This is a genomic window from Ferdinandcohnia salidurans (assembly GCF_042680725.1).
GTDB classification, from domain to species: domain Bacteria; phylum Bacillota; class Bacilli; order Bacillales; family Bacillaceae_L; genus Ferdinandcohnia; species Ferdinandcohnia salidurans.
The window spans coordinates 483876-497201 of record NZ_JBHUEK010000007.1; the positions used below are offsets into that span (position 1 = coordinate 483876).

Annotated in this window: 14 protein-coding genes and 1 tRNA gene; 8 read left to right on the forward strand and 7 right to left on the reverse strand. The window is 37.7% G+C overall.

Features of this window, described 5'->3' with window-relative positions:
* Positions 1 to 12 precede the first annotated feature (12 nt).
* Entirely contained in the window at positions 13 to 555 is a 543-nt protein-coding gene (locus ACFSFW_RS05285; protein WP_388035772.1) for a transcription repressor NadR, read from the forward strand.
* Between the two features lie 144 nt (positions 556 to 699).
* Here ACFSFW_RS05285 and htpG read toward each other — a convergent pair whose 3' ends face one another.
* The 4 genes from htpG to selB all read right to left on the reverse strand — a co-directional run bounded on the left by htpG (position 700) and on the right by selB (position 5826).
* A complete protein-coding gene (gene htpG / locus ACFSFW_RS05290; RefSeq protein WP_388035775.1) occupies positions 700 to 2580 on the reverse strand; it encodes a molecular chaperone HtpG in 1881 nt (626 codons plus the stop codon).
* 127 nt (positions 2581 to 2707) lie between these two features.
* Complete coding sequence (locus ACFSFW_RS05295) at positions 2708 to 3619, reverse strand: CBASS cGAMP-activated phospholipase (RefSeq protein WP_304220445.1); 912 nt, start codon at positions 3617 to 3619, stop codon at positions 2708 to 2710.
* Between the two features lie 89 nt (positions 3620 to 3708).
* Positions 3709 to 3942, reverse strand: a complete 234-nt coding sequence (locus tag ACFSFW_RS05300; protein WP_304220290.1) for a SelT/SelW/SelH family (seleno)protein — start codon at positions 3940 to 3942, stop codon at positions 3709 to 3711.
* 12 nt (positions 3943 to 3954) lie between these two features.
* On the reverse strand, positions 3955 to 5826 hold the full coding sequence (gene selB, locus ACFSFW_RS05305; RefSeq protein ID WP_388035780.1) for a selenocysteine-specific translation elongation factor: 1872 nt from the start codon (positions 5824 to 5826) through the stop codon (positions 3955 to 3957).
* A gap of 136 nt (positions 5827 to 5962) precedes the next feature.
* On the opposite strand from selB, the gene ACFSFW_RS05310 reads away from it, so the two are divergent.
* The 6 genes from ACFSFW_RS05310 to ACFSFW_RS05335 all read left to right on the forward strand — a co-directional run bounded on the left by ACFSFW_RS05310 (position 5963) and on the right by ACFSFW_RS05335 (position 10885).
* Positions 5963 to 6059 (forward strand) — tRNA-Sec (locus tag ACFSFW_RS05310).
* 50 nt (positions 6060 to 6109) lie between these two features.
* Positions 6110 to 7162 carry a selenide, water dikinase SelD gene (gene selD, locus ACFSFW_RS05315; protein WP_388035783.1) on the forward strand — a complete coding sequence of 351 codons (1053 nt, stop codon included), beginning with the start codon at positions 6110 to 6112 and terminating at the stop codon, positions 7160 to 7162.
* Positions 7163 to 7239: 77 nt separating this feature from the next.
* Entirely contained in the window at positions 7240 to 8133 is an 894-nt protein-coding gene (gene phnD / locus ACFSFW_RS05320; RefSeq protein ID WP_388035786.1) for a phosphate/phosphite/phosphonate ABC transporter substrate-binding protein, read from the forward strand.
* 11 nt (positions 8134 to 8144) lie between these two features.
* Positions 8145 to 8900, forward strand: coding sequence for a phosphonate ABC transporter, permease protein PhnE (gene phnE / locus ACFSFW_RS05325; RefSeq protein ID WP_304220286.1), 756 nt, complete (start codon positions 8145 to 8147; stop codon positions 8898 to 8900).
* Positions 8901 to 8961: 61 nt separating this feature from the next.
* On the forward strand, positions 8962 to 9699 hold the full coding sequence (gene phnC, locus ACFSFW_RS05330; protein WP_388035790.1) for a phosphonate ABC transporter ATP-binding protein: 738 nt from the start codon (positions 8962 to 8964) through the stop codon (positions 9697 to 9699).
* A gap of 85 nt (positions 9700 to 9784) precedes the next feature.
* Complete coding sequence (locus tag ACFSFW_RS05335) at positions 9785 to 10885, forward strand: AI-2E family transporter (RefSeq protein ID WP_304220284.1); 1101 nt, start codon at positions 9785 to 9787, stop codon at positions 10883 to 10885.
* Positions 10886 to 10932: 47 nt separating this feature from the next.
* Here ACFSFW_RS05335 and ACFSFW_RS05340 read toward each other — a convergent pair whose 3' ends face one another.
* Genes ACFSFW_RS05340 through ACFSFW_RS05350 form a run of 3 tightly spaced genes read right to left on the reverse strand, consistent with a single transcriptional unit; the run spans position 10933 to position 12845 of the window.
* The gene (locus tag ACFSFW_RS05340; RefSeq protein WP_388035793.1) at positions 10933 to 11940 is read right to left on the reverse strand and encodes an LLM class flavin-dependent oxidoreductase; all 1008 of its coding nucleotides are present in this window, start codon (positions 11938 to 11940) and stop codon (positions 10933 to 10935) included.
* Positions 11941 to 11955: 15 nt separating this feature from the next.
* Positions 11956 to 12240, reverse strand: coding sequence for a DUF3219 family protein (locus tag ACFSFW_RS05345; protein WP_388035796.1), 285 nt, complete (start codon positions 12238 to 12240; stop codon positions 11956 to 11958).
* Positions 12241 to 12242: 2 nt separating this feature from the next.
* The gene (locus ACFSFW_RS05350; RefSeq protein WP_388035799.1) at positions 12243 to 12845 is read right to left on the reverse strand and encodes a class I SAM-dependent methyltransferase; all 603 of its coding nucleotides are present in this window, start codon (positions 12843 to 12845) and stop codon (positions 12243 to 12245) included.
* Between the two features lie 138 nt (positions 12846 to 12983).
* Here ACFSFW_RS05350 and ACFSFW_RS05355 point away from each other — a divergent pair, with 138 nt between their 5' ends.
* Positions 12984 to 13307: a LapA family protein gene (locus ACFSFW_RS05355; RefSeq protein WP_304220281.1), complete on the forward strand. Its 324-nt coding sequence runs from the start codon at positions 12984 to 12986 to the stop codon at positions 13305 to 13307.
* The last annotated feature ends 19 nt before the right edge of the window (positions 13308 to 13326 follow it).

Sequence of the window (13326 nt, forward strand, 5' to 3'; positions counted from 1 at the left end):
GGAGTGATTATTATGAGTGGAGATAAAAAATTATTAGGCGAACAACGACGAGAAACGATTATAAAATGGTTAAAGGAAAGCCCCACCCCAATCATTGGTGAGGAGTTATCAAGACGAGCAAATGTAAGCCGCCAGGTTATTGTTCAGGATATATCGTTATTAAAGGCGAAAAATGAACCAATCGTTGCCACTAGCCAAGGATATATCTATTTGCAAGAACAGCCTAAGCAAGAAAATTTCACACGTATTATTGCGTGTAAACACACATCTGAGGAAACAGCGAAAGAACTGAATATTTTGGTTGATCATGGAGTGACCGTACGCGATGTAATTGTGGAACATCCTGTATATGGAGATATTACAGGTTCCTTAATGATTAAGAATCGATTCGAGGTAAAACGTTTTGTCGAAAGAGTAACTGAAACAAAGGCCACCCTTCTCTCGTTGTTGACAAATGGTGTACATCTACATACGATTGAGGCGGATTCCATTGAAAAAATCAATGCAGCCTGTGAAGCCTTACGCGAAGAGAATATCTTATTTAGTGACCAGTAAGATGAATTAAGCAACAGCCTTGTGAGGACTGTTGCTTTTTTTGTTTCTAGAGTAAAAATAGATTGGAGGTTAATCGTACCCTCACTCACTGAACAGAGTCCAAGTGAAGGTCCGAATACAAAATAAACCTACCGTCACCTATGATCACACCATAATCTTACAGATATCATTTGTAAATTCTACTGGGTCTTGAATTGGTAGTCCTTCAATAAGAAGTGCTTGGTTGTACAATAAGTGAGTATATAAATCTAACTTCGTTTGATCGTTTTCAAATGCATTTTTCAATGATTGGAAGACTTCATGTTGTACGTTGATCTCCAGCACTTTATCAGCTTTAATATTTTGGTTATCTGGCATGGCATTTAGGACTTTTTCCATTTCAATGGAGATTTCCCCATCCGTTGATAAGCAGACCGGATGTGTTTTTAGACGTTTTGAAATTCTTACATCCGTTACCTTGCCAGCTAATGCATTTTTCATATATTCAAATAGCTCTTTGTTCTCGTTTTGTTCTTCTTCCGTTGCTTTGTCGTTTTCATTTGGTTCAAAGCCTAGATCGCTGCTTGAGACAGATTTGAATTCTTTTTCCTTGTAATTCATGAGCATTTTAATCGCAAACTCATCAATATCCTCTGTGAAATAAAGGATTTCATAGCCCTTATCGGCCACTAATTCTGTTTGTGGTAGTTTATTGATTCGTTCTACTGAATCACCAGTTGCATAATAAATATATTTTTGATCTTCAGACATTCTAGATACATATTCATCTAATGTGACAAGCTTTTTCTCCTTGGAAGAATAGAAAAGTAACAAGTCTTGAAAGGTTTCTTTATTACTTCCGTAATCACTATACACACCAAATTTTAATTGGCGACCAAAGCTGTCGTAGAACTTTTCATAGTTTTCGCGTTCATTCTTTAACATGTTTTGTAATTCGCTCTTTATTTTCTTATTGATGTTTTTCGCAATAAGCTTTAATTGTCGGTCCTGCTGAAGCATTTCTCTAGAAATATTAAGCGATAAATCCTCAGAATCTACCAACCCCTTAACAAAGCTAAAATAATCTGGAAGCAGGTCGGCGCATTTGTTCATTATTAAAACCCCGTTTGAGTAGAGCTCAAGTCCCTTCTCGTATTCCTTTGAATAATAGTCAAAAGGAATATTTTCAGGTATATATAATATTGCATTATAACGGATCGTGCCATCAACACTAATATGAATATGTTTTAATGGCTTATCAAAACCATAGTGTTTTTCAATATAGAATTTTTCATAGTCTTCATCTGTTAGTTCGCTTTTGTTCTTTCTCCAAATTGGAACCATGCTGTTGATGACTTGTTCCTCAGTAACCTGCTCGTATTCGGATTCGCTTCCTTCTTTAAGTTTACTTGTTGTAACATCCATCTTTATTGGGTAGCGAATGAAATCTGAATACTTTTTAATAATTGATTTTAAGCGGTATTCTTCTAAAAATTCATCATACGTTTCATCTTCAGTGTTTTCTTTGATTTTTAGAATGATATCTGTACCGACTGTATCTTTTACCACCGTTTCAATGGTATATCCATCAGCACCCGTTGATTCCCATTTATATGCTTCTTCACTGCCCAGTGCTTTACTTACGACAGACACAACATCTGCAACCATGAAAGCAGCATAAAATCCAACACCGAATTGACCAATGATATTGTGACCATCTTTAATTTCGGTTTCTTTTTTAAAAGCTAAGGAACCGCTTTTTGCAATTGTTCCAAGATTCGTTTCTAGCTCTTCCTTTGTCATACCGATTCCAGTATCAGAAATGGTAAGAGTTCTGTTATCCTTGTCGGCGATAATATTAATGAAGTAGCTATCTTTATCAAATTGATAACGATCATCGGTTAGCGCCTTATAGTAGATTTTGTCAATCGCATCGCTGGAGTTTGAGATTAACTCCCGTAAGAATACTTCTCTCTGCGAATAAATGGAGTTAATCATCATTTCTAATAACCTTTTAGACTCTGCTTTAAATTGCTTTTTTGCCATACTAAATCCCCTTTCCGTAAATAACTGTGACAATTATATTTTTCTACGTTAGCACTCTTAATCCTGGAGTGCTAACACCCAACTTTTTAATAACATATATTTTTTTCTCTGTCAATCAAGTTGCTAGTTAATCCTTTAAAAATGTGGTGATTTTCTCTTTATGATTTTGAAAGGATTGTTCACCAAGCTTTACGAGAAAATCGATATATTCTGGTGCATCAAATGGAACCTCCCGGCCAAGTTCTTCATTTATGCGAACATAGTTATCACTTAGCAAATGCTGACAATGATAAGTTACCGATTCGGATGACAAATGCAGGGCGAGATCGAGTAGTTTTGGAGTCATTTTCATCGATGAAAGATTAAATGGCAGCCATTTATTTACGCCCCATTCTTTCTTTTTTTCAATCGAGAAGTCAATTTTTTGTAGACCTGTCCCAATTGATAAAATTTGAATATCGGATAAATCCTTCTCAAAATAATGCTGGGCTTCGGTAATACAAACAAGCGAAGGATTATTAGCCCAAAGTCCCCCATCAATGGCTAAATAGTGATTATTAATATTATTTGGTGGGAAAAAGACGGGTGCTGAACATGAAGACAGAACGGCATCCCAAAGCTTTATGGAGTGATCGTCCTGTTCTGCATTTCCATAATTCGTTCGGTGGACAAAAGGTTTTCCATTGGTAATATCAACTGTCGGGATAAGCAAGGGTTTTTTTATATCAAATAATGTAATTTCACCAAAAGCCTCCTGTATATAGTGTCGTAAATATTGATCACTGTACACGCTTTTTAGAAAGCCTATTTTCGCCTGTCTGGTAAAAATCTTTTCCCCGTATTTGATGTAGTTTTCCTGAACGTCTTCCATATTTAGTTTTAGAGTTGCTGAAGCAGCAATGATTGAACCAGTACTCGTTCCTGCAACCATATCAAACATCTCGGAGATGGGTTTTTTATATTCTTTTTCTATTAAGCGTAAAATGGCAACAGCAAAGACTCCGCGAATTCCGCCCCCATCAATGCATAAGATTTTCATATTTTCACCTATTCCCCGTTTTTCCTACTAGTATTCCCTTGGGTGTACATAGGTATAAGCAGCAAAAAAGATGCTTGTAAAAAGGCATCTTAAGTTTGTTCCATAATCGATATGATTTCTTCTGATGTCGGAAATCTTCCTATTTCTTTTTTCGAGAAGACTTTTTCACCATTTACAGTCACTTCAAACACACCACCAGAAGCTGGAATGAGTTCAAGGTTTGTGATGTTTTGTCTAAAGTGTGTTATTAGTTTTTCCGCAAGACCTGCGGCTTTTGGTGCGTAGTTTCACTGCATGCAAAACTCAATTGAGATTTTATACATTATATTTACCTCCTATTTTTTTATCCATACCCGATTCCCCTCTTCACGAAATGTTAATTGCTGTTCATCAAGTAACTCTAAGAAAGGAATGAGATATTTACGAGAAAGTGAAAGGATTTCTTTTGCTTCTGATAAACTAAAACGATCGCTTGTTTGAGCTTGTAGCCTAGCGACAGCTTTGTCAAAAGCATTTTTGTGAACCAATGTGTCTTCACCTAGTAAGAATGCTTGAGTTGTTTTTAATAGATATGCTTTAAGCTCATTTGGTGCTTGATTCTTAATGGCAGATTCTTTTATATAATCCGCCCACTTTTTGGGTTGAATACCATCATTAAGAAGTGATGCTACAATATTCTCCATCGGCCCTTTCGGTAGGTTTGGACAAAAAGTTGCTACTGATAAATATTGTTCATCCTTTTTAATGGCTCTGTTTTGTTCTAGTTCATTTATGCAGTATTCTATTAGATTTTTATCTTGTTTAACCTCTTGAAGAAGTTCAGCCTTACTTATTCCTTTTCGTAAAGGAAATTCTTCGTGATAATTGGTTAATTTTTTGAGGATCACATCATTTAGTTCCGAAACAGTTCGTTTCAAACTATAGCCCTTCTCATTAACTTTGATGTACTTTCCCGATGATAAAATCTCTTCAACTTCTTCCTCTTGTATGGAAGATAGTTGAATTAGCCGAAGTTTTGGTAATAGCTTATGAGTATGAAGTAAAACATCAATGATTTCTGATGGTGAATGTTCCATTTGTTTTTTGAGCATAGTTATGGTTTCTTCACCAAATCTGTATTTCTGAGCTTGTGGCTGAATAATCCATCCACCACCAAGTGTTTCAACCGGGGTAGGTCTTCGTAAAATAAACCTATCCCCGCGGCGTACAACAATTTCTTCATCTAATCGAATCTGACAAGGTACCTCATCCGTTGATTCCTGAACTTCATTCCGATCAAAAAAGACAATTTTCCCATAAGCTTCAGTGGTACCTACATGTAGCTTGACCGGTGAACGTTGCTTTAGTGGAATTGATAGTGATGAAGCAAGCTGCAGTGATACATCAATCGTGTTTGTTACTTGAAAGTTTTCTGAATCTACTAGCACATCACCACGTTTAATCTCGTCTTTAGTTGCTCCGGTAATATTTAATGCTACCCGTTGCCCTGCCTGTGCCTGTTCTGTTTCTTGATTATGTACCTGAATTTGGCGTATTTTAATCTTTTTCTCTGACGGCAAAAGGGTTAATTGACTGTCTTTTGTCACAATGCCTTCAAACACTGTTCCTCTAACAACCGTTCCATGACCTTGTACTGTAAAAGCTTGGTCGATCGGCAAACGAAATGAGCCATTATTATCTCTTTGGTTAAGATTATTGAGTTCCTTCTGAATAGCTTGCTTTAGATCGGGTATTCCGTTTCCAGATAAGCTATCAACATAAAGGATTGGAGCATCCTTATAATCCGTATCGGCGAGTAAATCATTTATCTCATCGACAGCGAGTTCGAGCAACTCTTTTTCTACCCTTTCAATCTTTGAAACCACAATCATACATTTCTTAATGCCCAAAAAATTTAATATTTGAAGGTGCTCTTTTGTTTGTGGCATGACCCCTTCGTCCGATGCAATCACAAGCAACACAAGATCAATCCCAGCAACACCGGCAATCATTTGTCTAATGAATCGCTCGTGTCCAGGTACATCCACGATTGATACGTGAATTCCGTTGTCCAATATAAGGGGTGCATATCCTGGTTCAATCGAAATATTACGCTCTTTTTCTTCTTTTAACCGATCGGTATCAACACCTGTTAATGCTCTCGTGAGGGTTGTTTTCCCATGATCAATATGTCCCGCCATTCCAATGGTGTAATAGACTTCAGTCATTATTTCCCTCCTCTCTTTTTATTTACCGTAGTGTCTACCTTCTACTTTACTAGGAAGCCTGTTGCAAATTCAAGCAGGATGATTATTATTTGCCTTAAAAATAGATTCCTGTATATAATGAAAGGTGTTCAGTTTTGGGGTTGGCTGGGGTGCTGGTGTCCCCCTGGGTCTTCAAAACCCTGAGGGAGGCGCGTGTCGTCTCCGGTGGGTTCGATTCCCACACAGTCCCGCCAATAATGTTTGAAAAATTGAGATGATAAATAGTGTGGAAGGAGTGAAGTTGATGTCTAAGAAGGAAGAAATCATTAAATTGACCTCCCTTTCAACAAAAGCTGGCTGAGGATGCAAAATCGGTCCTGAGGACCTGACGCAGGTTCTGCGTCATTTACCAAAAGCTACGCCAAATCCAAATTTATTAGTTGGTTTAGATACGCCTGATGATGCAGGAGTATATAAAATCAGTGACGATCTTGCGCTTGTGCAAACACTGGACTTTTTCACCCCAATTGTGGACGACCCATATATGTTTGGGCAAATTGCTGCAGCAAATGCTTTAAGTGATGTCTACGCAATGGGAGGAAAACCGATTACGGTCATGAACATCGTCGCCTTCCCTATTAATACATTGGATAAAAGTATTTTAGCCGACATCCTCGCAGGTGCGGCGGAAAAAGTAAGCGAATCAGGAGCTTCCTTAGTTGGTGGACACTCCATCGATGACAAGGAGCCAAAATTCGGCTTATCTGTGACAGGTACTATTCATCCCAATCGAATTCGTGCAAATGTCGGTGCAAAACCAGGTGACCGCCTTATTTTAACCAAGCCAATCGGCGTTGGAATCTTAACAACAGCTATTAAGAGAGACCTGCTAGAGGAAAAAGATATCAAAAAAGTAACTGAAGTCATGGCAACATTAAATAAAAATGCTGCCGAAGTGATGGAAAACTATCACGTCCATGCTTGTACAGATGTTACAGGGTTCGGTCTTCTCGGTCACGCCATGGAAATGGCTGAAGGAAGCCAAGTTGGCATGACGATTCATTACGAAAATGTCCCTATTTTGCCAAGAACAAAAGAACTCGCTGAACAAAACGTAGTTCCAGGAGGAACAAAGAAAAATCATGCTTGGCTAGCAGAACGAATTGAGTATAGTTCTAGTCTTGATGAACTCGATCAACTTATTCTTTGTGATGCGATCACGTCAGGTGGACTCCTTGTTTCTGTTCCAGAAGCTGAATCCGAAAAAGTGCTACAAAAACTACACGAAAACAATGTAGAAGCGTGCATAATTGGTGAAGTAACAAGCGAAAAACCTGGAATTATAAAGGTAATTTAAAGGACTCTAGATTGAGTCCTTTTTAGGTTGATAGGAAATAATAACATTAATGAAATTTACAAAATGAGGTGTCAAATTTGAAAACGAAAACTATTTATGTTCTTTTCCTAGTATTAACCCTCCTTCTTACGGCATGCGGTTCAAATACTAGTGATGAAACCGAAAGTGAGAAAGAAAAATACTTTACAATTGGTGTCATTCCAGTCCAAACGGTTGGTGAGATGGAGACAGCAATGGATAAGCTTCAGACTCTATTAACCGAAAAATTAAACCGCGATGTTACAGTTGAAGTGTATCCTGACTACAACGGTGTCGTAGAAGCGATGAATTATGACAAAATTGATATGGCCTATTTTGGTCCATTAACATATGTTGTCGCCCATGAAAAAAGTGGTGCAAAAGCGATCATCACGCAATTGATTGACGGTGAGCCGTTTTACCATTCTTACATCATAACTCACAAGGATAGTCCGATAAATTCTATCGATGATTTGGTCGCTAACTCAAAAGAAATTGATTTTGCTTTTGGTGATATTAACTCAACATCAGGGTCTCTCATTCCATCTATCGAATTACAAGATCAAGGTGTGTTTAAATCTGAAGATGAGCACAGTTTTAAAACAGTTCGATATACAGGTTCCCATGATGCCACAGCCTTAGCGGTACAAAACCAACAGGTCGGTGCCGGAGCTATCGATAGTGCAATCTATAATCAGTTAGTTGAATCTGGAAAAGTAGATGGTTCGTTAATTAAAACAATTTGGCAATCTGAAAAATTGTTTCAATATCCATGGGCTGTACATAAGGATACTGATGACGAAACCGTCCAAAAACTTAAAGATGCCTTCTTAGCAATTGAAGATGAAGAAATATTAGCAGCGTTTGGCGCGAGTGGCTTTACAGAAGCAACGGATGAGGACTATGAAAGCATCCGAAAAGCTGCAATCAAACAAGGAATTATTAATGAATAGAGCTGATTCATATGTGGTTTAAACGAACTACTTTTCTAACTGTAGTTCTATTGGGTATTGCGACTTTTATTAGTATGAGACTAACTGAATTCGACTTATCAAAATTTCGTGATTTTCGAAATATGGTTGATTTTCTTTCGCAATGGTTTCCTATGGATTACTCCGCATTACCCCGATTACTATGGGATAGTGCTGAGACCCTTGGAATGGCATTTCTGGGAAGTTTTTTGGGGTTAATTATTGCTTTGCCGATTAGTTTTTTTGCGGCAAAGAACACTTCCCCATCTGGCATTATTTACAATTTAGTACGAATTCTAATGAGCTTGGTCCGTTCAATTCCGGAAATTGTGTTCGGCTTGATTTTATTAACAGCACTGGGGCTGGGCCCCTTCCCTGCTGTATTAGCCATTATGTTTCATAATATAGGTGTTCTCGGCAAATTAATTTCAGAACTGATTGAATCGGCTGAACCAGGCCCACAGGAAGCTATGAGAGCAATTGGATCAAAAAACTGGTTGGCATCTCTTTTTAGTATCCTTCCACAAATTTGGCCGAATGTCTTGTCACAATATTTTTATCGGTTTGAGGTCGCGATTCGTACCTCCCTCATACTCGGATTTATTGGAGGTGGCGGGATTGGACAGCGACTATTTAATGATTTTAAAAGCTTTCAATATTCATCTGTGTCGTTGGACGTTTTACTAATCATGCTAATCGTTATTATTGTGGATTCGTTTGGAAGCTACGTTCGGAATAAAGTGATATAAAGAAAGTTTAAAAGCCGGACACAAATAGTGATGATGCTTTTTGAATGGAGGTGTATATGTAATGATTGAATTGAAGGATGTAACTGTTTACTACCCAAATACAAATAGACCTGCATTGAAAACAGTAAATCTTCACCTAACTGAGGGCGAATTTGTCTGTGTACTCGGTAAAAGCGGTGCGGGAAAATCAACACTCATTCGCTGTATGAACGGGCTTCAACAGCCAACAAGTGGTGAAGTATTTTTAGATGGGGAACTTTTTACAAATAAAAATAGTGAAGAACAGCGGCTTGTACGGAGAGAAATCGGAATGATCTTTCAGCATTTTAACCTCATCCCCCGCTTGACTGTGTTGCAAAATACGTTAACAGGCATGTTTGGCTATCGGAGTTCGTTGAAGAATTTGCTTGGGATCTTTTCGAAGGAAGAAATTGACCAGGCAAAACGTGTGTTAGGAGTTGTCGGTCTTTCTGAATTTGAAAGTCGTCGGATTGAACATTTAAGCGGTGGTCAAAAGCAGCGAGTTGGAATTGCACGTGCTTTATTACAAAAACCACGTGTGTTTCTAGGAGATGAACCGGTAGCAAGTTTAGACCCAGGCACAGCTAATCGTATTCTTTCCTTACTAAAGGAATTGCATGAGCGCCATAAACTCCTTTCTGTGATCAATCTTCATGATGTTGGACTAGCAAAACAATTTGCTACAAGAATTATTGCATTAAAAAGTGGTGAAATCATTTTTGATGGAAATTCAAAAGAATTTACTGAAGAAATCTATGAACAAACATATCATTCATGAAAAATATCCCTTCATAGGAAGTAATTGTTTTCTTTTTCGTGAATTGATATAATTTTTTATATTAATAGAAAAGAAGGTACATACTTTGACGAAAAAGAAATTACAATACTGGCTTATTCAGATCCTTTTGATTTTAACGATTGTCTATGTTTCAACGAAAATTACCTTTTTATTTGAACCAATTGGTGTGTTTTTCTCTACCATCTTTTTCCCCATTTTGATTACGGGATTTCTTTATTTTCTATTAAATCCTGTTGTCAAATTTCTTCATCGCCGTAAGGTTCCGAGGAGTTTAGGGATCATCATTATTTACATTGCGTTTTTTGGGTTAATCGTGTTGGCAGTTGGAAATTTAGTCCCAATGGTTACAAAACAATTCACAGCTTTAGGAAATGCATTGCCGGGTTATGCAAATCAAGCAATGGACTTTTTTGAGGGGTTCTCCAAATCCTCTGAATTTAAGTGGATTCAAGATGAACAACAGGATCTCTTAAACACGATGGAAGAAAAATTAATCGCCTTTGCGAATACACTTCCTAATCGTATTACAGGTGGGATTACGCAAATCATTGGGGTTATTACTAATATTGCAATTATTCTTGTGACTGTGCCTTTCCTCTTATTTTATATGTTCAAGGATGGCGACCGTTTTCCACAGGCGATTGTACGTTTTTTCCCTAATGCATATCGGGATGAAGCGCTCACGATTTTAAAAGAAACTGGAGAAACACTTTCTGCTTATATTCAAGGGCAGGTAACGGTAGCATTAGCTGTTGGAACCTTATCGTTTATCGGGTATTTGATTATTGATTTACCGTTTGCGCTTGTCATGGCATTGATTGTTGCAGTAACGAATATTATTCCGTATGTTGGACCATTCCTCGGTGGTGCACCTGCAGTCATTGTCGCATTATTTGACTCGCCTACGAAGGCATTGTTAGTCGTCCTTGTGATTGTCATCGCCCAGCAAATTGAAGGGAATGTCCTTTCGCCTCTAATTCTTGGGAAGACGCTCGATACGCATCCTGCTACGATTATTATTCTTTTACTTGCAGCAGGAAATCTAGCAGGAGTATTAGGGATGATTCTAGCGATTCCAACCTATGCGGTTATCAAAACGATTGTCATCAATATTGTGAAATTCTTAAAAGCCAAGAAAAAGGCCGAGCTAACAACAGATGTGTAAATGAAAACCACGGGACTTATGTTCCGTGGTTTTTTAGACCGATAAATTTAAATACTGTTAAGGCCCATCTCTTTAGCTATTAATTCATAGGATTTGAGTCGATCCTCAGGAGAATGCGTAATGGTTACGATCATAAGTTCATCTGCTTGATATGCTTGTTGAAGCTCAAAGAGTCTATTTTTCACTTCTTTTGGGTCTCCAATGATTACTTTTTGTTTCATTTTTTCAAAACCATCGTAAAGATTCTCGTTATCTAGGTATTCCTTCGCTTCTGAAATGGAGGGAACTCCCTCGTAACCTTCTTTCTTTTCTCTTTGCTTTCCCCAGATATAAGAACTTAACGCAATATCCTCGGCTCTTTCCTTTGTTTCGGCACAAATGGCAGAAACAGTAACAATTACTTGTGGCTTGTCCCCTTCATTTCTCGTTACAAAATTTTTAAGATAGTCTCTTACAATCTCTTCACCATCGTTGTCGCTCATAAATAATCCAAAGGTGTAAGCTAGCCCTTTTTCTGCAGCGAGTTTAGCGCTCTTTTTGCTTGTTCCCAAAAGCCAAGCGACTGGCGGTGATTCTGGGATTGGAGCAGCTTTTAAGTTAGCAAATTCATGGTCAGGTGGAAAATCATGATGTATGAAATGTAGAAGCATATCGATTAATTCTGGCATTTTCCAAACCTGTTGCAAGAAATTGTCGGACAAGGCATTCGTTGCTTCTGCAGAACCACCAGGAGCCCTGCCAATTCCGATGTCTATTCGATTTGGAAATAGTGTGGCAAGCATATTATAGACCTCAGCCACTTTATAAGGCTTATAATGTGGCAATAGAACCGCTCCCGAACCAATTCGAATTGATTTGGTATGAGCTCCAATATAACCGAGCATTACCTCAGGCGCAGGACAGGCTAGTCCTGATAAATCGTGATGCTCAGCAATCCAATATCTAGTGTATCCTAATCGTTCCCCCGCTTGGGCTAGTTTCATCGATTCCACCAATGCTTCTTGCGGTGTTTGATCTGCAGAAATGGGAGCTTGGTCTAAAATACTTAATCGCATCTTTTTGACTCCCTTCTATTCTTCTATTTTACGAAGAGTCAGTCTGAAGTGTCCTACCTTGTCTTTTTCATAAAGATTCGTAATAGAAGTTGAGTATTCTTGGATATTCACTTTATACTCTATATCTCGATCTGGCACTTTTAAGTTAAAAATTCCTTTGTATAATAATGTTGTTACATCATGATATTCTTCGGTTGTTACTTTGAAATCTACTCTTATAAACAATAACTCATCATTTAGCTCTTCATGGTAATCTGTAATATTCAATTTATAATCATCTAAGTATATTTCGGTAACCATTATCAGCACTCCTCTTTATCATTTTTTATTTCCATTACGATGAATAATCCTCTATAGAATTCTTTACGATCCATAATTATTAATCCATTATCTTTAACGAGTTTTTCAGTTTCCCGATTTAGACAACAGCCATCACAAACTTTATTCCAAGCAGGAGTAAGCCAATCCTGTAGTTTTGATAGAAATGGATTTCTCATTTTCACATGTTCAAACATGAGAATTGTTCCATTTGGTTTGCAAACCCTTTTCATTTCAAGTATCGCTTTTTCAGCGTCTGGAATCGTGCAAAATACAAGCGTGGCAACTACGGTATCAAATGTATCATCTTCAAAAGGTAAGTTCTCAGCACCCGCTTGCACAATTTCAATCGGCACAGTAGCATGTGATTTATTTTCAAAGGCTCTGCCCGACATCTGTGGATTAGGTTCGATTGCTGTTACACTGTGAACGTCCCGGTAAAGCGGGAAATTAATCCCTGTTCCTGAACCAAGTTCAAGTACTTGTCCAGTTGCTTTGTTGAGCAAATGGCTACGAATCGAGCTGAACTTTCTTTTTTCAAGTGGTTTCATAAAAAAATCGTATAGCGTTGGAAATAGCGTACTCATTCTCTCAACTCCATTGGCCTTCAATACTTTAATTATATAATAATTGGGATACGGATTTCGAATAATTGGTATGCACTAGGAACATGTAATGCTAAAATGGGTAAGATAAAAATAAGATTGGTTAAGGAGTTGTATGTTTTGAGATTCCAGTGGAATTTAATTTTAGGACTTTTATTTGCACTTATTGTAGCAATCTTTGCGGTAGTGAACGTGGATTCTGTTCGAGTTAATTATGTTTTTGGTTATACAGAAATCCCACTTATTTTAATTATTTTGGGTTCAGCTTTACTAGGTGGCTTAATCGTGGGCATGTTTGGTATCCTTCGTCAATATAGGCAGCAACGTCAAATTAAAAAGCTAGAGAAAGAAATTGAGCAACTTAAGAGTGCGAAAGTTGAGGAAACACCAGTAGAGACAAAAACGGAAGTAAATACAACTGAAAAAGCAGAAAGTGAAAAATAAGGAAAGGTGCTTACCTTTC

Bases quoted from the DNA above. Each gene is read 5' to 3' on its own strand.
- phnC (WP_388035790.1), top strand. From the start codon at position 8,962: ATGATTGAATTGAAGGATGTAACTGTTTACTACCCAAATACAAATAGA.
- ACFSFW_RS05285 (WP_388035772.1), top strand. From the start codon at position 13: ATGAGTGGAGATAAAAAATTATTAGGCGAACAACGACGAGAAACGATT.
- ACFSFW_RS05295 (WP_304220445.1), bottom strand. From the start codon at position 3,619: ATGAAAATCTTATGCATTGATGGGGGCGGAATTCGCGGAGTCTTTGCT.
- selB (WP_388035780.1), bottom strand. From the start codon at position 5,826: ATGACTGAAGTCTATTACACCATTGGAATGGCGGGACATATTGATCAT.
- ACFSFW_RS05350 (WP_388035799.1), bottom strand. From the start codon at position 12,845: ATGAGTACGCTATTTCCAACGCTATACGATTTTTTTATGAAACCACTT.
- htpG (WP_388035775.1), bottom strand. From the start codon at position 2,580: ATGGCAAAAAAGCAATTTAAAGCAGAGTCTAAAAGGTTATTAGAAATG.
- phnE (WP_304220286.1), top strand. From the start codon at position 8,145: ATGTGGTTTAAACGAACTACTTTTCTAACTGTAGTTCTATTGGGTATT.
- ACFSFW_RS05340 (WP_388035793.1), bottom strand. From the start codon at position 11,940: ATGCGATTAAGTATTTTAGACCAAGCTCCCATTTCTGCAGATCAAACA.
- ACFSFW_RS05345 (WP_388035796.1), bottom strand. From the start codon at position 12,240: ATGGTTACCGAAATATACTTAGATGATTATAAATTGAATATTACAGAT.